The sequence below is a fragment of the Thalassobaculum sp. genome (assembly GCF_965223715.1).
GTDB lineage: Bacteria > Pseudomonadota > Alphaproteobacteria > Thalassobaculales > Thalassobaculaceae > Thalassobaculum.
Window position 1 is genome coordinate 4,573,783 of sequence record NZ_OZ245012.1, and the last position, 21,299, is coordinate 4,595,081.

Annotated in this window: 25 protein-coding genes; 16 read left to right on the forward strand and 9 right to left on the reverse strand. The window is 67.9% G+C overall.

Going from position 1 to position 21,299, the window contains the following annotated elements:
- Nucleotides 1–3 precede the first annotated feature (3 nt).
- Entirely contained in the window at nt 4–1,026 is a 1,023-nt protein-coding gene (locus tag ACOQOP_RS21150; protein WP_420563798.1) for a TAXI family TRAP transporter solute-binding subunit, read from the forward strand.
- Nucleotides 1,027–1,189: 163 nt separating this feature from the next.
- Here the strand turns inward: ACOQOP_RS21150 and ACOQOP_RS21155 are convergent, their stop codons facing one another.
- The gene (locus ACOQOP_RS21155) at nt 1,190–1,411 is read right to left on the reverse strand and encodes a hypothetical protein (protein ID WP_038015189.1); all 222 of its coding nucleotides are present in this window, start codon (nt 1,409–1,411) and stop codon (nt 1,190–1,192) included.
- A gap of 137 nt (nt 1,412–1,548) precedes the next feature.
- Between ACOQOP_RS21155 and ACOQOP_RS21160 the strand changes: the two genes are divergently transcribed.
- A complete protein-coding gene (locus ACOQOP_RS21160; RefSeq protein ID WP_420563799.1) occupies nt 1,549–2,208 on the forward strand; it encodes a class I SAM-dependent methyltransferase in 660 nt (219 codons plus the stop codon).
- On the forward strand, nt 2,205–3,257 hold the full coding sequence (locus tag ACOQOP_RS21165; protein ID WP_420563800.1) for an Ldh family oxidoreductase: 1,053 nt from the start codon (nt 2,205–2,207) through the stop codon (nt 3,255–3,257). The genes ACOQOP_RS21160 and ACOQOP_RS21165 overlap by 4 nt, the downstream gene beginning before the upstream one ends.
- Nucleotides 3,258–3,352: 95 nt before the next feature.
- Here the strand turns inward: ACOQOP_RS21165 and ACOQOP_RS21170 are convergent, their stop codons facing one another.
- Nucleotides 3,353–4,180: a dienelactone hydrolase family protein gene (locus ACOQOP_RS21170; RefSeq protein ID WP_420563801.1), complete on the reverse strand. Its 828-nt coding sequence runs from the start codon at nt 4,178–4,180 to the stop codon at nt 3,353–3,355.
- Nucleotides 4,181–4,313: 133 nt separating this feature from the next.
- Here ACOQOP_RS21170 and ACOQOP_RS21175 point away from each other — a divergent pair, with 133 nt between their 5' ends.
- On the forward strand, nt 4,314–5,192 hold the full coding sequence (locus ACOQOP_RS21175) for an endonuclease/exonuclease/phosphatase family protein (protein ID WP_420563802.1): 879 nt from the start codon (nt 4,314–4,316) through the stop codon (nt 5,190–5,192).
- Here ACOQOP_RS21175 and ACOQOP_RS21180 read toward each other — a convergent pair.
- Entirely contained in the window at nt 5,147–6,031 is an 885-nt protein-coding gene (locus tag ACOQOP_RS21180; protein WP_420563803.1) for a DMT family transporter, read from the reverse strand. The two genes, ACOQOP_RS21175 and ACOQOP_RS21180, sit on opposite strands and share 46 nt — an antisense overlap.
- A 127-nt stretch (nt 6,032–6,158) precedes the next feature.
- Between ACOQOP_RS21180 and ACOQOP_RS21185 the strand changes: the two genes are divergently transcribed.
- Complete coding sequence (locus tag ACOQOP_RS21185) at nt 6,159–7,037, forward strand: sulfurtransferase (protein ID WP_420563804.1); 879 nt, start codon at nt 6,159–6,161, stop codon at nt 7,035–7,037.
- Between the two features lie 160 nt (nt 7,038–7,197).
- Here ACOQOP_RS21185 and ACOQOP_RS21190 read toward each other — a convergent pair whose 3' ends face one another.
- Nucleotides 7,198–7,635, reverse strand: a complete 438-nt coding sequence (locus ACOQOP_RS21190; RefSeq protein WP_420563805.1) for a GNAT family N-acetyltransferase — start codon at nt 7,633–7,635, stop codon at nt 7,198–7,200.
- A 106-nt stretch (nt 7,636–7,741) separates the two neighbouring features.
- On the opposite strand from ACOQOP_RS21190, the gene rpmH reads away from it, so the two are divergent.
- From rpmH to argB, 6 genes are all read left to right on the forward strand, one after another.
- Nucleotides 7,742–7,876, forward strand: coding sequence for a 50S ribosomal protein L34 (rpmH, locus tag ACOQOP_RS21195; RefSeq protein WP_028795650.1), 135 nt, complete (start codon nt 7,742–7,744; stop codon nt 7,874–7,876).
- 40 nt (nt 7,877–7,916) lie between these two features.
- Nucleotides 7,917–8,273 (forward strand): ribonuclease P protein component, encoded by a 357-nt coding sequence (rnpA, locus tag ACOQOP_RS21200; RefSeq protein WP_420563806.1) that lies wholly within the window; start codon nt 7,917–7,919, stop codon nt 8,271–8,273.
- On the forward strand, nt 8,273–8,605 hold the full coding sequence (gene yidD, locus ACOQOP_RS21205; RefSeq protein ID WP_420563807.1) for a membrane protein insertion efficiency factor YidD: 333 nt from the start codon (nt 8,273–8,275) through the stop codon (nt 8,603–8,605). The genes rnpA and yidD overlap by 1 nt, the downstream gene beginning before the upstream one ends.
- Entirely contained in the window at nt 8,602–10,350 is a 1,749-nt protein-coding gene (yidC, locus tag ACOQOP_RS21210; protein ID WP_420563808.1) for a membrane protein insertase YidC, read from the forward strand. The genes yidD and yidC overlap by 4 nt, the downstream gene beginning before the upstream one ends.
- Nucleotides 10,347–11,012 (forward strand): ribosome biogenesis GTP-binding protein YihA/YsxC, encoded by a 666-nt coding sequence (gene yihA, locus ACOQOP_RS21215; protein WP_420563809.1) that lies wholly within the window; start codon nt 10,347–10,349, stop codon nt 11,010–11,012. Before yidC ends, yihA begins: the two co-directional genes overlap by 4 nt.
- 136 nt (nt 11,013–11,148) lie before the next feature.
- Nucleotides 11,149–12,063: an acetylglutamate kinase gene (gene argB, locus ACOQOP_RS21220; protein ID WP_420563810.1), complete on the forward strand. Its 915-nt coding sequence runs from the start codon at nt 11,149–11,151 to the stop codon at nt 12,061–12,063.
- Nucleotides 12,064–12,087: 24 nt separating this feature from the next.
- On the opposite strand, the gene ACOQOP_RS21225 is transcribed toward argB, so the two are convergent.
- Both ACOQOP_RS21225 and ACOQOP_RS21230 read right to left on the reverse strand, forming a co-directional pair.
- Complete coding sequence (locus ACOQOP_RS21225) at nt 12,088–13,323, reverse strand: DUF2336 domain-containing protein (RefSeq protein ID WP_420563811.1); 1,236 nt, start codon at nt 13,321–13,323, stop codon at nt 12,088–12,090.
- 4 nt (nt 13,324–13,327) lie between these two features.
- A complete protein-coding gene (locus ACOQOP_RS21230; protein WP_420563812.1) occupies nt 13,328–15,031 on the reverse strand; it encodes a sensor domain-containing diguanylate cyclase in 1,704 nt (567 codons plus the stop codon).
- Between the two features lie 215 nt (nt 15,032–15,246).
- Between ACOQOP_RS21230 and ACOQOP_RS21235 the strand changes: the two genes are divergently transcribed.
- From ACOQOP_RS21235 to ACOQOP_RS21250, 4 genes are all read left to right on the forward strand, one after another.
- Nucleotides 15,247–15,933: a pyrimidine 5'-nucleotidase gene (locus ACOQOP_RS21235; protein ID WP_420563813.1), complete on the forward strand. Its 687-nt coding sequence runs from the start codon at nt 15,247–15,249 to the stop codon at nt 15,931–15,933.
- Nucleotides 15,934–16,005: 72 nt separating this feature from the next.
- Nucleotides 16,006–16,863 (forward strand): 2,3,4,5-tetrahydropyridine-2,6-dicarboxylate N-succinyltransferase, encoded by an 858-nt coding sequence (gene dapD / locus ACOQOP_RS21240; protein WP_420563814.1) that lies wholly within the window; start codon nt 16,006–16,008, stop codon nt 16,861–16,863.
- Nucleotides 16,864–16,880: 17 nt separating this feature from the next.
- Complete coding sequence (gene dapE, locus ACOQOP_RS21245; RefSeq protein WP_420563815.1) at nt 16,881–18,074, forward strand: succinyl-diaminopimelate desuccinylase; 1,194 nt, start codon at nt 16,881–16,883, stop codon at nt 18,072–18,074.
- Nucleotides 18,075–18,077: 3 nt separating this feature from the next.
- Complete coding sequence (locus ACOQOP_RS21250) at nt 18,078–18,653, forward strand: hypothetical protein (protein ID WP_420563816.1); 576 nt, start codon at nt 18,078–18,080, stop codon at nt 18,651–18,653.
- A 146-nt stretch (nt 18,654–18,799) separates the two neighbouring features.
- Here ACOQOP_RS21250 and ACOQOP_RS21255 read toward each other — a convergent pair whose 3' ends face one another.
- Nucleotides 18,800–19,255 carry a YtoQ family protein gene (locus tag ACOQOP_RS21255; RefSeq protein WP_420563817.1) on the reverse strand — a complete coding sequence of 152 codons (456 nt, stop codon included), beginning with the start codon at nt 19,253–19,255 and terminating at the stop codon, nt 18,800–18,802.
- A 439-nt stretch (nt 19,256–19,694) separates the two neighbouring features.
- On the opposite strand from ACOQOP_RS21255, the gene ACOQOP_RS21260 reads away from it, so the two are divergent.
- Nucleotides 19,695–19,916, forward strand: a complete 222-nt coding sequence (locus ACOQOP_RS21260) for a hypothetical protein (protein WP_420563818.1) — start codon at nt 19,695–19,697, stop codon at nt 19,914–19,916.
- Between the two features lie 19 nt (nt 19,917–19,935).
- On the opposite strand, the gene ACOQOP_RS21265 is transcribed toward ACOQOP_RS21260, so the two are convergent.
- Complete coding sequence (locus ACOQOP_RS21265; RefSeq protein WP_420563819.1) at nt 19,936–20,673, reverse strand: TerC family protein; 738 nt, start codon at nt 20,671–20,673, stop codon at nt 19,936–19,938.
- Nucleotides 20,674–20,678: 5 nt separating this feature from the next.
- Entirely contained in the window at nt 20,679–21,299 is a 621-nt protein-coding gene (gene leuD, locus ACOQOP_RS21270; protein ID WP_420563820.1) for a 3-isopropylmalate dehydratase small subunit, read from the reverse strand.

Below are 21,299 nucleotides of genomic sequence, written 5' to 3' on the forward strand. Positions count from 1 at the left end.
ACGATGACGACCCTGGCCCGACTGTCCGTCGCCCTGTTGCTGCTTCCCGTCCTGCTGTCGTCCAGCCCGCCCGGTGCCGCGGCCCAGGAGCCGAAATTCTTCCGCATCGGCACCGGCGGGGTGAACGGCACCTACTATCCGATCGGCTCGATCGTCGGCAACGCGATCTCCAATCCGCCGGGCTCCCGGGCCTGCGAGGCAGGGGGGAGTTGCGGCGTGCCCGGCCTGATCGGCATCGTGGTGTCGTCGAACGGCTCGGTGGCCAATATCGAGGCGATGGAGCGGGGCGAGATCGATTCCGGCTTCGCCCAGTCCGACGTCATCCATGCCGCCTATACCGGCACCGGCGCCTTCGCCGACCGGGAACCGATGACCGACCTTCGGGTCATCGCCTCGCTCTACGCCGAGCACATGCAGCTGGTGGTCGGCGCCGACACCACCATCGAATCGCTGGAGGACCTGCGCGGCCAGCGGGTCTCCGTGGACGAGCCGGGCTCAGGCACCCTGCTGCTGTCCACCAGCCTGCTGGAGGCGGCGGGGATCGGCACCGGCGGGGTGATCGCCGAGTACATGAAGCCCGGCCCAGCGGCGAGCCTGATGTCCCGGGGCGAGCTGGACGCCTTCTTCATCGTCGCCGGGGTGCCGACCAACGCGGTCGCCGACCTGATGCGCGGCGACAAGGCCCGCATCGTGCCGCTGTCCGGGCCGGCCGTGGACACCCTGCTGGAGCGCCACGAGTTCCTCTCCCGGGCGCCGATTCCGGCCGGAATCTACGGCAGCGGCCAGGAGGAGATCGACACCTTCGGCGTCACCGCCCAGTGGGTCACCACCACCGACGCCTCGGAGGACCTGATCTACGCCGTCTGCAAGGCGCTGTGGAACGACGCCACCCGCACCCTGCTGGATGGCGGCCATCCCGGCGGCAAGCAGATCCGGCTGACCTCCGCCCTGGTCGGCGTCAACGTCCCGCTGCATGCCGGCGCGGAGCGCTGCTACGCCGACCTGGAGAAGGCGGAGAAGAAGTAGGGCGGCTGACCGAAACCCTGCTGTGACCCGTCGGAGCACGGGGCGAAGGGGTTTCCCCGGCCGCCCGTGGGGGCTGGCCGGGGAAACAGCGCCGTGGGGGTGGGGGATCCCACGACACCTTCAAAAGCGACAAAACAGAGGATTTGGTTATCCGTCCCCCGGATCAGTGCACCGTGTCGGCCAGGCGCATCGCATGGCCGTGAATCTGGCGCCGGGTGGCCACGTCGAGATCCTCGAACGAAGCCTGGGCCATCATCAGATCCACCGAACTCCCACTGTTAATGGCGCGCATCAGCGCCGTCGCGATCTTGGTCTCGTTGCCGACGATGTCGGCAACAGATTGAGATAGAAGGGCAAAAGCCTTATCAGTCACCATTCTGGTCATCGTTCTTCCCTCTTTCTGAAGGACCGTAGGTCTGAGGAATTTATGTAAAGTTTTATCTAAAATCAAGGCAAAAGCTGCGGAACTCCGCCCTTTCTCCGCCCTCGCCTGTAACCTCTTGTGTCTTGGGGACTTAGCCTATGGAAGATCCGATCGGCGGCTATCCGACCCGCGCGGAGCAGCTCGACATCCTGGTGAGCGCCGCCGACGCGGTGCTGCAACCCGGCGACACGCTGCTCGATCTGGGCTGCGGCACCGGCTATCTGGCACATCTGCTGTTCGAGCGCCGCGGCGATGTAAGGTTTGTCGGGCTCGACCGTAAAGGCGAGTCGCTGCAGGCGGCGCGTGACCGGTTCGGCGAGCGGGTCCGCTTCGAGGAAGCGGACCTGAGCGATATCGGCGCGGTCGAGGTCGCGGGCGGTCCTTTCACGGTGATCGCCACCGCCCTGACCTTCCATGATCTGGACGACGCGGCCAAGCGCTCGGTGATCGCCTGGGCGGCGGAGCGGCTGGCGCCGGGCGGGGTGTTCCTGCTGTACGACCGGCTGCGCCTGACCGCGCCGGCGACCTTCCCGCTGCAGCAGGCGATCTGGGGGCGGATCGAGAGGATCCATGGTCGGCCCATGCGCGCGGCCGGGAGTTTCGCCGAGTATGAAGCCGACCTGTCAGAGAGCAACCGGCCGGCTCGGCTGGACGATTATATCCGTTGGTTCACCGAGCTCGGACTTGAGCATCAGATCCTGCATCTTCACGGTAACGTGGCACTGATCGCGGCCGCCAAGGGGGAGACGACACCATGACAGAACGCTACGCCGCACAGGCGCTCATCGACTACGCCGAGGCCCTGTTTGCCGGGGCCGGCATGGAGGCCGACAAGGCCGACCTGGTGGCGCCGCTGATGGTGGAGGCCGACCTGATGGGCCACACCACCCACGGGCTGCAGCTCGTCGGCGCCTATCTCGCGGCCTTGGTCGACGGGTCGATGACCGCTACGGGCGCGCCCGAGGTGCTGTCGGACCGCGGCCCGGTGGTTGTGTGGGACGGCAGGCGGCTGTCCGGCGTGTGGCTGACCGCGAGCGCGGTGGACCTGGCGGTGGACCGGGCGCGGCAGTACGGCACCTGCACCGTGTCGATCCGCCGGTCCCACCACATCGCCTGTCTGGCGGCCTTCCTGGAGCGGGCGACCTCCAAGGGCATGATGGTGACCCTGACCTGCTCCGACCCGTCGGTGGCGAGCGTGGCGCCGTTCGGCGGCACCCGGGCGATCTACACGCCGGACCCGATCGCGGTCGGCATCCCGACCTCCGGCGATCCGATCCTGATCGACATCTCCGCCTCGATTACCACCAACGGGCTGACCAACCGGCTGCACAAGGAGGGGCGGACCCTCGACCATCCCTGGCTGATCGACGCTGACGGCAATCCGTCCAAGGACCCCGCGGTGCTGTTCACCGATCCACCGGGCACGATCCTGCCGGTGGGTGGGTTGGACCACGGGCACAAGGGCTATGGTCTGGCGCTGACCGTGGAGGCGCTGACCCAGGCGCTGTCCGGCCACGGACGGGCCGACCCTGCGGAGGGCTGGGGGGCCGGTATCTGGGTGCAGGTGCAGGACCCGACCGCCTTCGCCGGCGCCGACGCCTTCACCCGTCAGACCGACCGGCTGGCGGAACTCTGCCGCACCAACCCGCCGCGTCCCGGCGTGGACGCGGTGCGCCTCCCCGGCGACGGCGCGCTTTCCCGCAAGCGCAAGGCGATGGCGGAGGGCGTGGCGCTCTATCCCGGAATCATGGAGGGTCTGGCCGAGTGGGCCGGGAAGCTTGGAGTGACGGCCCCGAAGCCGCTCTGAGGGGGGGCTTCTTCGCAGCTCCATCCCTAACGCACTCCCCGGAATAGATCCGGGGAGTGAAAGAGAGATGGGAGCGGGGCTCCTCTCTTCGCCCCTCAGTCCTGCGCCAGCCGCTTCAGCTTCGGGGACGGCACCACGCGGGTGAGGAAGCCCGCCACCGCCTCCTGCGCCTCGGAGCGGCGGAGCACGTGGTGGGTGCCGCCGTCGATCACCACGGATTCCGCATCGGCGAAGCCGTCCATGTCCTCGCCGCAGTCGCCGCGCAGGAACCAGCGGTCGAACCAGCGGTCCTCGGCGCTGACGACGGAGAGCACCGGGATCTCGTCCTCCCCCTTGATGCCCCAGAGCGGCGGCCAGGGGATCTGGCAGGTCCAGCCCAGGATCACCCGGGCGGCCACGTCGTCGCCGGGGTAATTGGCGGTCGTCATCCCGCCCTCGCTCTGGCCCATCAGGATGATCCGGTCGGAATCCACCCAGGGGAAGCGCTGTACCTGTTGCACCGCGTACTCCGCCTCTGCCAGCCGGAAGCCGATCACGCCGGGATGGGAGCCGGCGGATTTGGACCGCCAGTCGCAGCTCGTCGGCTTGTAGGCGCGCGAGAAGCTGTCCGGCGCGATCACCGCGTAGCCGAGGTCGCGCAGGAACTCCAGGTCGACCCGGTACCCCCGATGCAGCCCATTGCAGCCGTGCAGGAAGATCACCACCGGCAGGGTTGGGGCCAGCCGGGCCGACTGGAGCAGCGGTTCCACCTCGGACATGTCGCCCGTGATGTCGGACATGGCGGGATCGGCCGAGGAGAATGGGACGACCACGGTCGCCCCCTGCCAGGTGCGCACCAGCTCGTCCGGCAGGTCGGCCGAGCGCGAGAGATAACAGCCGGCGAGAAGGAGAAGGCTGAACAGGGCGAGGGCGGATCGGATCATGGTAAGGGAATTGTCCTCACCGACCCGTTCCGGCAAGAGGCGAAGAGGTTCACACTGCCGTCACAGCCCCGCGCCATAGTGGCGGCCCCTCCTGCCTACCGTCCCTTCCGATCCACTGACCAAGGACCCTCCGATGCGCCTCGTCGTCGCCACCTACAACATCCAGTACGCGCTCGGTCAGGACGGCCGGTACGACATCGCCCGGATCGCCGACGCGGTCGCCGAGGCGGACATCATCCTGTTTCAGGAGGTCACCCAGAACTGGACGCGCAACGACGGCGAGGACCAGGTGGCGGAACTGGCGGCGCGCCTGAACCGCTATGTCGTGTTCGGCTCCACCTTCGACAGCGACGCCAGCACCGTGGTGGACGGCAAGGTGGTCAACCGCCGGCGCACCTTCGGCAACATGATCGCCAGCCGCTGGCCGATCCTGTCCTCGCGCACCCAGCTTCTGCCCAAGCACGCCCTGCCGGAGACCATGGACGTGCAGCGCTGCGTGGTGGAGGGGATCTGCCAGACCCCGGCCGGGCCGATCCGCGCCTATTCGGTCCATCTCTCCCATATCTCCGCCGGCCAGCGCCTGCCCCAGGTGGAGGTGCTGATGCGCTTCATCCGGGAGGCCCAGACCGACGCGCTTCCGGCCGACGGGCCGTTCCCCCAGGCCTGGAGCGGCGATGCGGTCGACGTGCCGCTGCCGGCGACGGTGATCCTGGGCGGGGACTTCAACTGCACCGCGGACTCCCGGGAGATCGCCCTGGTCTGCGGCGAGATGGACCCCCATCGCGGACGGCTGCGGCGCGCCGGCCAGCTGGTCGACACCTTCGTCGCCGCCGGTCACGACCCGCTGGTGGCCTCGACCTTCTACACCCGCGAGACGGGCTACAAGATCGACCATCTGGTGGCGACGCCCGACCTCGCCGGCTCGGTGGTGCGGAGCTGGATCGGCGACAGCACCGCGTCCGACCACTATCCGGTATTCGTGGAGCTCGACTGGGCGGGGGCGACGGTCTGACGGCCGCGCTCGCGCGCGGCTGCCTCACGCCGGGCGATGTAGATCGCGGCAGCGACGATGATCGCCGCCCCGACCCAGGTCCAGACCTCCGGTACCTCGGAGAACAGGGCGAAGCCGATCAGCGCCGACCAGAGGAGCTGGACGTAGCGGGCCGGCGCGATGGCTGAGATCTCGCCGACCTTGAAGCCCTGGACCATGGCCAGGTGGCCGATGGTGGCGAGGCCGGCGATGACGACGAGCAGCCCCCATTCCTCAGCGGTCGGCCATTCCCACACGGAGATCGCCGGCCCCAGGGTCACCAGGGTGACGATGACCGACAGATAGGCCACCACCGCCGGACCGGATTCCTTGCGGGTCAGCGCCTTGGCGACCAGGTCGGAGAAGGCGAAGAGCGGCGCGGCGATCAGCATGGCGATCGCCCCCGGATCGACGTCGGTGAAGCCCGGCCGCACGATGATCAGCGCCCCCATCAGGCCGACGACGACGGCGGTGATGCGCGGCAGCCGGATCCGCTCGCCCAGGAACAGGGCGGCCCCGACCGTGGCGAAGACCGGGGCGGTGAAGCCGATCGCCGTCACCTCCGCCAGCGGGATCCGCGACATGGCGTAGAACCAGAGCATGACGCCGGTGCCGTGCATCAACCCGCGGCCCAGATGCAGCTTCCACTGCATGGCCCGCAGGTCGACGGCGGTGACCCGCAGGAAGAAGGGGGTCAGGAACAGCAGGCCGAAGCCGTAGCGCAGGAACGAGACCTGGATCGGGTCCATGGTGGTGCCGACCAGCCGCACCAGCGCCATGAAGCTGGAGAAGATCAGTCCGGAGAGGACGATCCAGAACATGCCCTGTACATTGCGGGGCACGGCATCGAAGGCGGCACGGATTTGTGCGACGGAGGGCATCCGGTACAGTCCGGTGGGAGGCGGCGCGAGAGACGCTGCCGGAGAGTTTCAGGGGAGCACGCGAAGCATGGCCGGATCAAGCGCTTACGAGTTACCGGACAGCCTGGTGTCGACCGGCTGGCTGGCCGATGCCATGGCGGAGGGGCGGGTCCGGGTGTTCGACTGCACCTGCTTCCTGGTGCCCGATCCCAAGACCACCCTGCGGGCCGAGAGCGGCCGAGCGGCCTATGAGGAGGCGCATATTCCCGGCGCCGGGTTCCTGGACCTGACGGGCGACTTCTCCGATCCGGCCGGCCGGTTCCGCTTCACCATGCCGAGCCCGGAGCGCTTGGCGGAGGTGTTCGGCGCCCATGGCATCGGCGACGGCATGGCGGTGGTGCTCTACGCCGCCGACAGCCCGCAATGGGCGACGCGATTCTGGTGGATGCTGCGGGTCGCCGGCTTCGACAACGCGGCCGTGCTGGATGGCGGGTTGAAGAAATGGCGGGCCGAGGGCCGGCCGGTGGAGAGCGGGGCGGTGACCCTGCCGCCGGCGACCCTGACCCCGCACCCGCGCCCGGAGCTGGTGGTCGGGCGCGACGGCGTGCTGGCGGCGGTCGGCGATCCCGGGGTGTGCATCGTCAACGCCCTGTCGGCGGCGCAGCACAAGGGCGAGGGCGCGCATTACGGCCGGCCGGGAAGGATCGCCGGCTCCACCAACGTGCCCTCGGCGACGCTGCTCGACCCGCAGACGAACGCGTTCCTGCCGGCGGCGGAAATCGAGGCCGCCCTGCGCGCGGCGGGGGCGATGGAGGCGGCCCGGGTGGTGCCCTATTGCGGGGGCGGCATCGCGGCCTCTGTCACCGCTTACTGGCTGACCCGGCTGGGGAAGCAGAACGTGGCGCTGTACGACGCGTCCCTGTCGGAATGGGTGACCGACGAGAAGCTGCCGATGGAGGTGGGGTAAGACCTGCCACCTCCATCTTCTCCCCACGTCATCCCGGTGAGGGGCATGGGAATGCCGGCCCTTCGACACGTCGCTGCGCTCCTGCTCAGGGCGAGGTCAAAAAAATCCCACTGACCTAATCCTGAGCAGCCCCGGACTTGGTCCGGGGCGTGTCGAAGGGTCATCCGCCATCCAGCCGTTTCTTCATGTGGTACAGCACGGTTCCGATCGGCCGGTCCTCCAGCACGCCATAGACCTCGTAGCCGATCCGCTCGTAGAACGGCCGCGCGTCGACAGTGCGCAGATAGGCGATCACCGCGCCGTGGCCGCGGGCGAAGTCCTCGAGCCGCGTCATCAGGTCGCGCGCGATGCCGAGGCGCCGGTGGGTCTCGGCGACCCAGAGCAGTTCGACCTCCACGCCGTTCCAGTACACATTGCCCTGGGCACCGCCGATCACCGTGCCGTCCCCCGTCCGGGCGAAAACCGCCGCGGGCACGTCTTCGGACTCGTCGGGCAGGCCCGGCAGACGGGAGAGTTCGTAACGCCGCATGCCGGCCTTCAGGACGGCCAGGTCGTCGGCCTTGGGCGCGGTCGTCAGGTCGAGGGAGAAATCGGCCATGGCGGTGGGAAGCGCGGGGCGGGTCGTTGACAGGTGGGTGAGCAGCCTATATACACCCGCGCTCGCTATATCGAGCATCAATCAGTCGACGTGACGGAGGCTTCCCGTGAAGCGCACTTATCAACCGAGCGTTCTCGTCCGCAAGCGCCGCCACGGCTTTCGCTCCCGCATGGCCACGGTCGGCGGTCGCAACGTGATCCGCGCCCGCCGGGCGAAGGGCCGCAAGCGCCTGTCCGCGTAGATCCTCGCGATCTGCGCCACCCGGGCCGGAGAGTGACGGCATGCGCGCGTCGGGCTCCGCCAAGCTAGAGATACTGCCGGCCAGGAAGGATTTCCTGGCCGTTGCGCGTGCGCGCAAGGTGGTCGCCCCCGGCCTCGTCCTGCAGATGCGGGTCCGCGAGGACGAAGCTCCCGCCCGCGTCGGCTATACCGCCAGCCGCAAGGTCGGCAATGCCGTGGCCCGCAACCGGTCGCGCCGCCGCCTGCGGGCCGCGGTCAACGATGTGCTCGCCCCTCGCGCCCGTCCCGGTCACGATTACGTGCTCATCGCCCGCGCGGCCACCGCGGGCCGGCCCTATGACGACCTTCTGACGGATCTGGCCGGCGCGCTCGACCGCATCGAGAAGAAGGCCCGGTGATGGCTCCCGGTCCGCTCCGCAGGGTCGCGCGGACCCTCGCCCTGACGCCGGTCTATGTCTACCGCTACGCCCTGTCGCCGTTCTTCGCGGGCTCGTGCCGCTACGCGCCGAGCTGCTCGGCCTACGCGGTGGAGGCCGTTCAGACACACGGGGTCTTGCGCGGCGGCCTCCTAGCCCTTAGACGCTTCGCCAGATGCAATCCCTGGGGAGGTGCCGGCTACGATCCGGTGCCGCCGCTCGCCGCGAGCGACCCCCGGACCATGACCGCCTACCCGGCGGCCAAGACCCGCGCCCGCACCGCCCGCGCCAGTACCGACGGAAGCGTTCTATGAGCGACCAGAAGAACATGATCCTAGCGATCGCCCTCTCCGTGGTGATCCTGATCGGTTTTCAGTTCCTAGCCGCGGAGTTCGGGTGGACCCCGACCGCCCCGTCGCAGCAGGCGATAGAACAGGGCGCCGACCCGACCCCGGGCGTGGGTTCCGACGCGCCGGTCCCGCCCTCGGATTCCGGCACCTCGCCGGCGCCGGCCATCGTTCCCGGCGGCCAGACCGACCGCGCGACCGCGCTTGCCGCGACCCCGCGCATCGAGATCAAGACCCCGACCATCGACGGATCGATCTCCCTGGTCGGCGCGCGCATCGATGATGTCGTGCTCGACGACTACCGGGTGACCCTGGACCCGAACAGCGACTTCATCCATCTGCTGGAGCCGACCAACTACGTGCGGCCGTACTACGCCGAGTTCGGCTGGGTTGCCGCTCCGGGCTCCTACGTCGTGCTGCCCGGGCCGAAGACCGAGTGGGAGGCCGACGCGACCGAGCTGACGCCCGGCTCCCCGGTCAACCTGACCTGGACCAGCCCCCAGGGCCTGACCTTCAAGCGCAGCATCGCCGTCGATGACGGCTACATGTTCACCATCACCGACACGGTGACGAACGGCAGCGACACCGCTCAGGAGCTGTTCCCCTACGGCCTGATCAGTCGCGGCGGCCTGCCGGAGACGACCGGCTTCTACATCCTGCACGAAGGCCCGCTGGGCGTGTTCGACGACACCCTCAAGGAGGTCGACTACAGCGACCTGCAGGAGGACGGCGACCAGGAGGCAGCCTCCCAGGGCGGTTGGATCGGCATCACCGACAAGTACTGGCTGGCGGCCCTCATCCCGGATCAGGGCAGCCAGTGGAGCTACAAGTTCCGCCACTCCATGCGCAACCAGAACGACCGCTTCCAGGTCGACTATCTGGGCGGCGCCACCTCGGTGGCCGCGGGTGGCGAGATCACCAACACCTCGCATTTCTTCGCCGGCGCCAAGCGCCTCGACCTGCTGGACAAGTACGAGGAGCAGATCGGCGCACCGAGCTTCGACCTGGCGATCGATTTCGGCTGGTTCTACTTCCTGACCAAGCCGTTCTTCCTGGTGCTGACCTGGCTGCACGGCATCCTGGGCAATTTCGGCTTGGCGATCCTGGCGCTGACCGTGGTCATCAAGCTGATCTTCTTCCCGCTGGCCAACAAGTCCTACAAGTCCATGGCCAAGATGAAGGAGCTGACGCCCAAGCTGCAGGAGATGCGCGAGAAATACGGCGACGACCGCCAGCGTCTCAACGAGGAGATGATGGCGATGTACAAGCGGGAGAAAGTCAATCCCGCCGCCGGCTGTCTGCCGATCCTGGTACAGATCCCTGTGTTCTTCTCGCTGTACAAGGTGCTGTTCGTCAGCATCGAGATGCGGCACGCGCCGTTCTACGGCTGGATCCGCGACCTGTCGGCGCCCGACCCGACCTCCATCTTCAACCTGTTCGGCCTGATCCCCTGGGATCCCCCGACCATGCTGATGATCGGAGCCTGGCCGGTGCTGATGGGCCTGACCATGTACCTGCAGCAGCGCCTGAACCCGCAGCCGGCCGACCCGGTCCAGGCCAAGGTCTTCATGTTCCTGCCGCTGCTCTTCACCTTCCTGCTGTCCAGCTTCGCCGCCGGCCTGGTGATCTACTGGACCTGGAACAACCTGCTGTCGATCCTGCAGCAGTGGGTGATCATGCGGCGCATGGGCGTGAAGAACGCCCTGTCGTGACCAGCGGACCCGCCCAGGAAGACCCCGACGCGCCGTCCCCGGCGGAGCTGGAGGCGGCACGGGTGCTGTTCGCCCAGGAATGCCGGTTCGTCGCCGCCTCGGCGACGATCCCGCAGCTCCCGCCGGAGACCTTGCCCGAGGTCGCGTTCGTCGGCCGCTCCAACGTCGGCAAGTCGAGCCTGGTCAACGCCCTGACCGGCCGCAAGACCCTGGCGCGCACCTCGAACACGCCGGGCCGCACCCAGGAGGTCATCTTCTTCGACCTAGGCGGCCGGCTGATGCTGGTCGACCTGCCGGGCTACGGCTACGCTAAAGTCTCCAAGGCCAAGCAGGCGATCTGGACCGACACGCTGTTCGCCTATCTGCGCGGCCGGCCGACCCTGCAGCGGGTCAGCATGCTGATCGACGGCCGCCACGGCCTGAAGGAGCTGGACACCGAGGCCATGGACCTGCTGGACCGGGCCGCCCTGTCCTACCAGGTGGTGCTGACCAAGGCCGACAAGGTGAAGCCGGCCGAGCTCGCCGCAATGATCGACAAGACCACCAAGGCGCTGTCCCGGCGCCCGGCGGCCCATCCGGTTGTGGTGGCGACCAGCAGTGAGACCGGCGCCGGCATCCCGGAGCTGCGGGTCGAACTGGCCCGTTTCGCCAATCCCGCTTAGGGCTCCTGCCGAATTTTCCCCGTTGTCGCCCGCGCGCGTTCCAACCGATCCTCAACCGGTTAACAGCGGCGCTTTGCCTGACGGGCGCAGCGCTCTATAACCGCAGGCCGGTTTTCTAGTGGAGGGAAGGAGCGCCATGACCAGCAAGCCGATCGACCTCAAGCGGCGGGCCGAATGGCTGTCGAAGGCGGGCATTCTGACCGAGGCGCTTCCCTACATGCGCCGCTATTCCGGCAAGACCGTCGTCATCAAGTATGGCGGCCATGCCATGGGCGACGACGATCTGGCGCTCAAGTTCGCCGCCGACATGGTCCTGCTGCAGCAGGTCGGCATGAACCCGGTTGTGGTGCATGGCGGCGGCCCGCAGATCGGCAAGATGCTGGAACGGCTCGCCATCAAGAGCGAGTTCATAGACGGGCTGCGCGTCACCGACCAGGCCACCGTCGAGATCGTCGAGATGGTGCTGTCCGGCGCGATCAACAAAGGCATCGTCGCGGCGATCAACCAGGCCGGCGGCCGGGCCATCGGCCTGTCGGGCAAGGATGGCGGACTGATCCGGGCGGAGAAGCTGCGCCGCACCAAGGTCGATCCCGACAGCAACATCGAGAAGGTGCTCGACCTGGGCTTCGTCGGCGAACCGACCAAGGTGGACGGCACCCTGCTGAAGTCGCTGGTGTCCCAGGACCTGATCCCGGTGGTCGCCCCGATCGGGCTGGGTGCGGCCGGCGAGACCTACAACATCAACGCCGACACCGCCGCCGGCGCGGTGGCGGCCGCGGTGGATGCCAGCCGCTTCATGCTGCTGACCGACGTGGAAGGGGTGCTGGACAAGGACCGGCGCCTGATCCCGGAACTGACCGTGCCCCAGGCCCGCGAGCTGATCGCCGACGGCACGATCTCAGGCGGCATGATTCCGAAGATCGAGACCTGCATCGAGGCGGTCGAGGGCGGCGCCGAAGGGGCGGTGATCATCGACGGGCGCGTGCAGCACGGCGTGCTGCTGGAGCTGTTCACCAGCCACGGCATGGGCACCTGGATCCGACGGGGCTGAGCCGGGTCGGACGCGGGACGGCGGTCAGCCCGTCTGGCCGCCGTCGAACATCCCGAGCTGCCAGAGCATGTCCTCCTCGCTGATCGGATAGCTGCCGCGCTGGCCGCGCAGCATGTCCCGGTCGGCGATATAGGCGAGGCGCTGCTGGAGCTGCTCGGCGAAGCCCATGCTGAGCCCGGCCTTCCAGGACAGGGCCGTGACCGCCTTGGCGCTCCCGGAATTCAGGATCGAATGAACGATCGGCTCCTTGTAGCCGGTGCGTGCCGCGAGCGACGAGATCACCTTGGCGCGCCGCCCCGAGGCCACGGCCTGGGCCAGGTCGTCCTCCGACAGCCCGGTTCCCTGGGCCTGACCGCCGCTCTCCTCCAGCCGCTGGGCCATGACCGACTGCAGGTGCTTGGAGGTCTCCGGGTCCAGGTCGGAGCGCTTGGAGAGCTGTTCGACCAGGGCATGGGCGACGAATTCCGACAGCTTGCCGATCTGCCGGCCGGCCAGCTTCGGCCGCGCGACCAGGGGCGCGTGCCAGCTCGGCTTCGACGGCGCACCTTCGATCAGCCGGTCCAGGGTCTCTTCGCGGATCTGCGCCGACTCGTTCCCGAGCAGCACGGCGATCGCCGCGTCGTCGCCGCTGGTGGCGATCGCGTCGGTGACCTTGGACGAGACACCCTGGCGCCGCGAGATCGCGCTGACCGACCCGCTGTGGGACGGCGCGCTGATAATTTCGACCAGGAAGTCGTCGCTCAGCAGGCTGGAATGCTCCAGCACCGGGCCGGCGACCTCGATGGCGGCGTCGCGGGCCAACACCTCGATCACGCCGGTGACCACCTCCGGCGGCGCACTGTCCACGTCCTTGATCGATTCCGCTAGCCGGGCGCGCACCTTGACCGCGGCGTCGAGCGCCAGGGCCTCCAGCATGTTGATCGTGAGCTGGCGTTGCGCCCCCCGGCGCTCGTCCACCACCTCGGGCGCCAGGACACCGATCTTCTCGGCCACCGCACAGCGCACGGCCTCGTCGTCGTCCTGGGCCAGGAAGTCGTCGGCCTGGCGCGGCGTGTTGATGTTGGCGGCGACCACCCGGCGCACCGCCGGGTCGGTATCCTCGGCCAGGAAGAACAGCAGCTCCGGCGGCACGTCGGTGCGCGCGGCGAGGGCGCAGCGCTGCGGTGTCGACCCGGTCCGGGCGATCTCCATCGCCTGGGCCAGAGTCTGCTTGTCCGATGTCTGGTCGTCGGAGCGGCGGCGCGGTGTCGGCTTAGTCACGGTCTCACCCAGGCGTTTCGGCGGTTTTCTGGGCATCGGCGGCGGGTGCGATCCGATACCAACCTTTGCCGCCATGCTTGATTTCGTACATCACCGCATCGGCCCGTTCGATCAGCCGCTCGCGGCTCTCGCCGGAGCCGGGCCGATAGACCGCCATGCCGATGGACAGGCCCACAGGATAATCCGGCGACCCCGAATACTGCAGCAGTTCCTTGCCGGTCTCCAAGATCCACTCTGCACGGGCGGGCGCATCTTGTTCTGAGACGCCGTCCATCCAAAGCGCGAACTCGTCGCCGCCAAGCCGGGCGATCAGGTCGCCCGGCTTGGCCTGGCGCTTGAGGATGTCGGACAGGTGGATCAGCGCCTGGTCCCCGACCTGGTGGCCCTTGGTGTCGTTGACCTTCTTGAAGTTGTCCAGATCGACATAGGTCAGCGTGCCGGGCACCCCGCCGCCGGCGCCCAGCCGCCGCGTGATGGCGTCGTCGAAGGCGCGCCGGTTCAGCAGCCCGGTCATGGCGTCGGTGGTCGACAGCCGCTCCAGATGCTGGTGGGCGGCGGCCTGGTGCAGGGCGATGCCGAGCTGGTCGGACAGGTCGGCGATCAGCCGGGCGTCGTCGTCGCTCCAGTCGGCGGTCTCCCCGACGCGCCAGAGCATCACGGCGCCGTTGATCTCGTGGTGGTGCGAGAGCTGGTGGGCGAGCGCGGCGCCGATGTCATAGGCTTCGACCGCCGGCTCGCGGCTGAGCGCGATGCGCTCGCGCATCTCCTCCACGATGGCGTCGGGGACCGGCACGCCAACGGCGGCGGCAAGCCGCATGCCGGCGCCGGGCAGGATCCGGAAGACCGAGCAGCCGTCGGCATTGCCGCCGCGGAACACCGCCTCGGCCGCGAGCGACAGCATCTTGTCCGGATCGGTCTCGTCGCGGATCGCCTGCATGATATGGGCGGTCAGCCGCTGGCGGGCCCCGGCCCGGGCCAGTTCCATGTCGCGCAGCCGGTCGTCGGTCACGTCGCGGCACACGCCACGAGCCCCGGCCCAGCTTCCGTCGGGGGCGAAGAGCGGGGCGGCGGCGGTCTCCAGCCGTGCCTCGCCGCCATCGGCCCGGCGGAAGGTGATCTCCATTTCCTGGCGCGCCTCGCGGGTCTGGAACGGGCTGTCGACGGTCACGCCCGGCGGCGTCACCAGGAAGCCGTCGGCGCGCCGGCCGATCAGATCGGACGCCGCCCAACCGAAGCCGCCATGGGGCGAGACGAAGGCGAAGCGGCCCTGGGCGTCGGTCTCCCAGGCGAGATCCGCGGAGATCTCCACCAGGTCGCGGTAGCGCTGCCGCGAATCGACCAGGGCGGAGCGCAGGTTGCGGTCGACCGAGACATCACGGCCGATCAGCAGCACGGCACCGTCATCGCCCACGGGCATGGCGGAGAAACTGGTGGCGTTCGGGGCCGACGCCTCGGCCTCGCGCTGCTCGATCACCGCGGAGATCCCGCGACCGGCATGCCGCGCCTCGGCGATCAGGGAGCCGATATCGTCAAGTTCGGGAAGCCGGCGGGCGAGATCCGCCCCGGCCATGTTGCGGGCGCGGACGGCTCCGTCGGCGCCGACCAGGATCGCCGGGCCGTCGGCCAGGGCGAAAGGACCGGTCGACACCATCCGGGCCACCAGGATCTCGTCCTGCGCCTCGCCGATCGTTTCCCCCGCTTCGCCCATACCCGGATCCTATCCAATCATCGGCAAATCTGCACGCGACTGAAATATGGTCATGTCCGATCTGTGTGTGTGGGTCTAGTGCATTTATCGAAAGTTTTCGTTTGCCTGGGGGAAGGGGAGCGGTGGCGGTTGGTCCTGGGGCCGCCCTCCAGGCGGTGACGGCCCCGCTCGCGGTGGCTATTGTCCAGATCCCGACCCGTTGCCCAGGATGCCGCATGCTCGCCAAGACCATCGACTGCTGGATCTTCGATCTCGACAACACGCTGTATCCGGCGCGCTCCAACTTGTTCGTCCAGGTCTCCGCCCGCATGACCGAGTTCATCAAGGACCGGTTCGGGCTGGAGCATGAGCCGGCGCGCGAGCTGCAGCGCGACCTGTTCCGCCGCCACGGCACCACCCTGCGCGGGCTGATGACGGAGCATGGGGTCGACCCGCTGCCCTTCCTGGAGTTCGTGCACGACATCGATGTCAGCATCATCGACCCGACCCCCGAGCTGGACGACCTGCTGACCCGGCTGCCGGGGCGCAAGGTGATCTACACCAACGGCTCGGTCGGCCATTTCGAGCGGGTGGCGAAGCGGCTGGGCGTGGATCACCACTTCGACCATGTCTACGACATCGTCGCCTCCGACTATTCGCCGAAGCCGGATCCGGTGCCCTACGACAAGCTGATCAGGCTGCTGGACATCGATCCCACGCGCACCGCGATGGTCGAGGACATGGCCAAGAACCTGAAGCCGGCCGCCGATCTCGGCATGACCACGGTCTGGCTGAAGAGCGATTTCGACTGGGCCACCGACGGTGCCGATCAGCCCCATGTGCATCATGTGGCGGAGGATGTGATCAGCTTCCTGCGCACCGTCGTAGAATCCGACGCACAGTCGTCACACCCACTGCGTTGACAGCCTTCCGGGCCCCCGCCATTGTGCCGCGGACCTGCGGAATTCCGACCTTTCGACAAGAGCCGAGACCCCATGACCTCTGATCTTCAAACCGTCATCGACGCCGCCTGGGAAAACCGAGACAGCATCAACGTCTCCACCAAGGGCGAGGTGCGCGACGCCGTCGAAGCGGCGCTGGATGGGCTGGACAACGGCTCGATCCGGACCGCCCAGCCCGAGGGCAATCACCAGTGGAAGGTCAATCAGTGGGCCAAGAAGGCGGTGCTGCTGTCCTTCCGGCTGAACGACATGCAGGTGGTGCCGGGCGGTCCCGAGGATCCGGAGCGCGGCCCCTCTGTGTGGTGGGACAAGGTCCCGTCCAAGTTCGCCGGCTGGGGCGAGAACCGGTTCCGCGAGGCCGGCTTCCGCGCCGTGCCGAACTGCGTCGTGCGCCGCTCCGCCTATATCGCGCCGGGCGTGGTGCTGATGCCGAGCTTCGTGAACCTGGGCGCCTATGTGGACAAGGGTACCATGGTCGACACCTGGGCCACGGTCGGCTCCTGCGCCCAGATCGGCAAGAACGTGCACCTCTCCGGTGGTGTCGGTATCGGCGGCGTGCTGGAGCCGCTGCAGGCCGATCCGGTGATCATCGAGGACAACTGCTTCATCGGCGCCCGCAGCGAGGTTGTCGAGGGCGTGATCGTCGAGGAGGGTGCGGTGCTCTCCATGGGCGTGTTCATCTCCAAGTCGACCCGCATCATCAACCGCGAGACCGGTGAGGTGCATATGGGCCGGGTCCCGGCCTTCTCCGTCGTGGTGCCGGGCTCCATGCCGGGCAAGCCGCTGCCGGACGGCACGCCGGGCCCGTCCCTGTCCTGCGCGGTGATCGTCAAGACGGTCGATGCCCAGACCCGATCGAAGACCTCCATCAACGAGCTGCTGCGCGACTGATCGGCGAGGAGGGCGAGATGTCGGCGTCCCCCCAGGCCGGCTCAGCAACGGCCGGCGCATCGTCGGCGGCGCGTCTCGACCCGGTCGAGGTCGCCGCGGACCTGATCCGCTGCCCCAGCGTCACCCCGGAAGAGGGCGGCGCCCTCGACCTGCTGCAGTCGCTATTGGAGCCGATGGGCTTCACCTGCCACCGGCTGCGGTTCGAGGCGGAGGGGACCCCGGCGATCGACAACCTCTATGCCCGCTACGGCACCGAGGCGCCGCATCTCTGCTTTGCCGGCCATACCGACGTGGTGCCGGTCGGCGACGCGGGCGCCTGGACCAAGGGTCCGTTCGACGGGACCATCGCCGACGACCGGCTCTGGGGCCGGGGAGCTGCCGACATGAAGGGCGGCATCGCCGCCTTCGTCGCCGCGGTCGACCGCTATCTCTCCTCCGGTGAGGCCAAGGGTTCGATCAGCCTGCTGATCACCGGCGACGAGGAAGGTCCCGCTGTCAACGGCACCACCAAGGTGCTGGACTGGATGGAGGCCAACGGCGAGATCCCCGACATGTGTATCGTCGGCGAGCCGACCAATCCGACCGCCATGGGCGACATGATGAAGATCGGCCGCCGCGGCTCCTTCACCGGCCATATCACGGTGCACGGAACCCAGGGCCACGTCGCCTATCCGCATCTGGCGGAGAACCCGGTACACGGGCTGATCCGCCTGCTGGAACCCTTCGCCCACGGCACCCTGGACGAGGGCACGGCCCATTTCCCGCCGACCACGATGTCGGTGACCACGATCGACGTTGGGAACCCGGCCAACAACGTGATTCCGGCGGAGGCGCGCGCCACCTTCAACGTCCGTTTCAACGACGCCCATTCCTCGGAATCGCTGGAGCAGATGTTCCGGGGCAGCTTCGATCAGAAGGGCGTTCGCTACGAGATGACGACCGAATGCTCGGGCGAAAGCTTCGTCACCGAGCCGGGGGCGCTGTCCGATCTGATCTCGGAGGCCACCTTCGCGGTCACCGGCCGGCGGCCGGAACTCAGCACTACCGGCGGGACCTCCGATGCCCGCTTCATCAAGCGGCTTTGCCCCGTCGTCGAGTTCGGTCTCGTGGGCCAGACCATGCACAAGGTGGACGAGCATGTCGCCGTCGCCGATATCCGGACGCTGACCGACATCTATGCGGCCGTCCTGGATCGGGCGCTGGGTCGCTAGGCCATGGCGCTGCCGCCGATCCCCAGCCAGTCGGAGGTCGCGGCCTCCGTCTACGGAACGTGGCGGCTGCTGCTCGGCGACCGGGGCGGGCTCACCTATTTCGGCAGCGGCGAGGCCGGGTTCTGGCGCTCCTGCTGGGTGCTGGGGGCGGTGCTGCCGCTGAACCTGCTGATCTATGTGATCCAGGCGAGCACGACCGACGCGCCATTCTCCCTGGGCCTGCTGGCCCTGGTCGGCTTCACCGTGGTGATCGCCTGGTACGGCTATGCGCTGGCCGCACATTACGTTCTGCCGGCGCTGGACCGGTCGGAGCGCTACTACGACTACATGATCCCGGAATTCTGGTCGTCCCTGCCCGTGGTGGTCGTCCAGTTCGTCGCCATCGCCCTGGAGTCCACCGGCGCGCTGCCCGGGTCGCTCGGCAAGGTGCTGACCGTCGCGTCCTTCGGCGGCGCGCTCTGGCTGCGGGCGCAGATCATCCGGCTGTCGCTGGATGTCGGCTACGGCGTGTCCGTCGGCCTGGTGATCGGCAGCCTGGTGTTCAATGCGGTCCTGGCCGCGATGCTGATCCCGGGCTGATTTCCAGAACGGGTTAATTTCCAGAAAAGTAAGCTCACTCCCCGGACTTGTTCCGGGGCCTACGCTAGGGTTTCCCCTTCCGACAAGGAGGACGCGTGGACCCCGGAACAAATCCGGGGAGTGCACGAGAAATGCCGTTCAGCGACTCACCCCGGCAGCTTGCCGGTGAGCACGTAGCGCAGGATATCGACCACCTGCTCGGGCTTCTCGGCGACCGCCAGGGCGGCACCGTCGACCTCCTTGAGCGCGTGGGTGTGTTCGGGGGCGTGCAGCACCACCAGGGGCGTGCCGAGCGCTGCCGCGTATCCGGCGTCGAAGGCGGCGTTCCACTGCTTGTACTTCTCGCCGAAGCGCACGACGACCACGTCGGCCTGCTCTATCAGGGTGCGGGTGCGGATGGCGTTCAGCTTCGCGCCCTTGTGGTCCTTCCAGAAGCCGGTCTCCTCGGCGCCCAGGATCGCCACGCCGCAGTCGTCGCTGGCCTCGTGATCGGTGACCGGGGCGGAGAAGTCGACATCCAGGCCGGCGGCGCGCGCGCCCTTCTCGATGACATCGCGCCAGTCGGTGTGGATCTCGCCGGACAGATAGACGGACAGACTCACGATTGCCTCCTTGAGGTGTATTGGACGTCCCAGGCCTTAGCACATTCGTCCGGCCGGGTCAGGCATCGCTCCCCGGCCGCTCGGGTGGTGTTTTCGGGTGGTGTTTCGGGGCGACCGAGCGAAAAAATTGTGCGGCCGATCTCCGGACCGGCGTCGCAAGGCGCACCGCGGAGGCCATTTGGCCGGCTGAAAGAGCGCCGGTCCGGCCCTGCGAAGCGCCCGGAGAGACTGTTCTAAAGGCCTGAAAATAATCGTAAAACGAGTGAAGGCCTGGAGACTAATCTCCAGGCCCTCTGTTACTCGCTGTCCGAACCGGGCATCAGGTGGGGAGAGGGGGACGTGCCCCGATCCGAAAGCACTTCTAACTTAGGCGTTCTTTCTGTAATGTGCAATAGAAATTTTTGTTTCAGATCGAAAGGCTGAAGCGGTGAAACGGAGAGTGTTTGCGCGCCGCCGCCACGCCGAGATCGTAGCCCGCAGACGGCTGCGGATCGCGACATGGTTGGGGGCGCCACTGGCCCTGGTGGCGTTGGGTTGGGAGATCCTTGAAGGCGGCGGTATGCCTGCCATCGGGACCGCTGCGGCGGTCGCCGTGGCGGTCGCGTATGCGGTCGCGCTGCTGCGGATCCACGACCTGACGGGGGAATGGACGTTCTTCTAGAACGTGAGGCGTGCCCGCTTTACGTTTTTAAAGTCTGATCCTTCCGGCGGTTTCGGCGCGCCAATTGGTTGAGCGCCTCGACGGCGACGGCGAAGCCGATCGCCGCGTAGAGATAGCCGCGCGGGATGTGGAAGTTCAGGCCGTCGGCCACCAAGGCCACGCCGATCAGCATCAGGAACGACAGGGCCAGCATCTTGGCCGTCGGATGCTTGTGGATGAACTCGGAGATCACGCCCGCCGCCGCCATCATCACGATGATGGACACGATCACCGCAGCGATCATCACCTCGATATGCTCGACCATGCCGATGGCGGTCAGGATCGAGTCGACGCTGAACACCATGTCGAGCGCCATGATCTGCAGGATCACGCTGGTGAAGCCGGCCGAGATCGCCGCCTTCGGCCCCTGGTCCTCCTCGTCGCCCTCGACGGACTTGTGGATCTCCAGGGTCGCCTTCGCCAGCAGGAAGGCGCCGCCGGCCATCAGGATCAGGTCGCGCCAGGAGAGCTCCGCGCCGAATGCCGTGAAGGCCACCGCCGTCAGGCCGATGACCCAGGTGATGGCGAAGAGCAGGGCGATGCGCATGACCAGGGCGCCGGCCAACCCGATCGTGCGCCCCGTGGCCCGCTGATGCTCCGGCAGGCGGTTGGCGATGATCGAGACGAAGACGACGTTGTCGATGCCGAGCACGATCTCCATCAGGGTCAGGGTGAGGAAGCTGGCCCAGACGGTGGGATCGGCAAGAAGGTCCATCATCACGCTCAACCTGTTGGGGTACGCCAGGGGTAGTCCTGGCCGTAGGAACGCTCGAAGGCCGAGAGGGTTTCAGAATGGGCAAGGGTCAGGTCGATATCGTCCTTCCCCTCCATCAGGCATTCCTTGACGAACGGGTCGATCTCGAAGCTGAAGGTTTCCGGATCGTTGGCCAGCCGCACGGTCTGGCTGGCGAGGTCGACGGTCAGCGGTGCCGACGGGTCGGCCTCGGCCATCTCCCAGATCTTCTCGATCGCCTCGATCGGCAGTTCCACCGGCAGCAGCCCGTTCTTGGCGCAGTTGGAGCGGAAGATGTCGCCGAAGCTGGCGGCGATGATGCAGCGGAAGCCGGCATCGGCGAGCGCGTAGACCGCCCCCTCGCGGCTCGACCCGCCGCCGAAGTTGCGGTCGGCGACCAGGATTTCGGCCCCCTGGTACTGCGGCTGGTTCAGCGGGAAATCCTTCCGCATCGAGCCGTCCTCGTTCCGGCGCAGGTCGTGGAACAGGTAGTTGTCGTAGCCGTCCGAGCGTGGCTTGCGCAGGAAGCGGCCGGGCTGGAGCTGGTCGGTGTCCACATTGGCGAGCCGCAGGGGCACGACGGTGGCGGCGAGCTTGCCGAACGGGTCCAT

What these genes read in the sequence shown, in the direction of transcription:
- ACOQOP_RS21150 (WP_420563798.1), top strand. Translation starts at nt 4, where the DNA reads ATGACGACCCTGGCCCGACTGTCCGTCGCCCTGTTGCTGCTTCCCGTC.
- ACOQOP_RS21155 (WP_038015189.1), bottom strand. Translation starts at nt 1,411, where the DNA reads ATGACCAGAATGGTGACTGATAAGGCTTTTGCCCTTCTATCTCAATCT.
- ACOQOP_RS21160 (WP_420563799.1), top strand. Translation starts at nt 1,549, where the DNA reads ATGGAAGATCCGATCGGCGGCTATCCGACCCGCGCGGAGCAGCTCGAC.
- ACOQOP_RS21165 (WP_420563800.1), top strand. Translation starts at nt 2,205, where the DNA reads ATGACAGAACGCTACGCCGCACAGGCGCTCATCGACTACGCCGAGGCC.
- ACOQOP_RS21170 (WP_420563801.1), bottom strand. Translation starts at nt 4,180, where the DNA reads ATGATCCGATCCGCCCTCGCCCTGTTCAGCCTTCTCCTTCTCGCCGGC.
- ACOQOP_RS21175 (WP_420563802.1), top strand. Translation starts at nt 4,314, where the DNA reads ATGCGCCTCGTCGTCGCCACCTACAACATCCAGTACGCGCTCGGTCAG.
- ACOQOP_RS21180 (WP_420563803.1), bottom strand. Translation starts at nt 6,031, where the DNA reads ATGTTCTGGATCGTCCTCTCCGGACTGATCTTCTCCAGCTTCATGGCG.
- ACOQOP_RS21185 (WP_420563804.1), top strand. Translation starts at nt 6,159, where the DNA reads ATGGCCGGATCAAGCGCTTACGAGTTACCGGACAGCCTGGTGTCGACC.
- ACOQOP_RS21190 (WP_420563805.1), bottom strand. Translation starts at nt 7,635, where the DNA reads ATGGCCGATTTCTCCCTCGACCTGACGACCGCGCCCAAGGCCGACGAC.
- rnpA (WP_420563806.1), top strand. Translation starts at nt 7,917, where the DNA reads ATGCGCGCGTCGGGCTCCGCCAAGCTAGAGATACTGCCGGCCAGGAAG.
- yidD (WP_420563807.1), top strand. Translation starts at nt 8,273, where the DNA reads ATGGCTCCCGGTCCGCTCCGCAGGGTCGCGCGGACCCTCGCCCTGACG.
- yidC (WP_420563808.1), top strand. Translation starts at nt 8,602, where the DNA reads ATGAGCGACCAGAAGAACATGATCCTAGCGATCGCCCTCTCCGTGGTG.
- argB (WP_420563810.1), top strand. Translation starts at nt 11,149, where the DNA reads ATGACCAGCAAGCCGATCGACCTCAAGCGGCGGGCCGAATGGCTGTCG.
- ACOQOP_RS21230 (WP_420563812.1), bottom strand. Translation starts at nt 15,031, where the DNA reads ATGGGCGAAGCGGGGGAAACGATCGGCGAGGCGCAGGACGAGATCCTG.
- ACOQOP_RS21235 (WP_420563813.1), top strand. Translation starts at nt 15,247, where the DNA reads ATGCTCGCCAAGACCATCGACTGCTGGATCTTCGATCTCGACAACACG.
- dapD (WP_420563814.1), top strand. Translation starts at nt 16,006, where the DNA reads ATGACCTCTGATCTTCAAACCGTCATCGACGCCGCCTGGGAAAACCGA.
- dapE (WP_420563815.1), top strand. Translation starts at nt 16,881, where the DNA reads ATGTCGGCGTCCCCCCAGGCCGGCTCAGCAACGGCCGGCGCATCGTCG.
- ACOQOP_RS21250 (WP_420563816.1), top strand. Translation starts at nt 18,078, where the DNA reads ATGGCGCTGCCGCCGATCCCCAGCCAGTCGGAGGTCGCGGCCTCCGTC.
- ACOQOP_RS21265 (WP_420563819.1), bottom strand. Translation starts at nt 20,673, where the DNA reads ATGATGGACCTTCTTGCCGATCCCACCGTCTGGGCCAGCTTCCTCACC.
- leuD (WP_420563820.1), bottom strand. Translation starts at nt 21,299, where the DNA reads ATGGACCCGTTCGGCAAGCTCGCCGCCACCGTCGTGCCCCTGCGGCTC.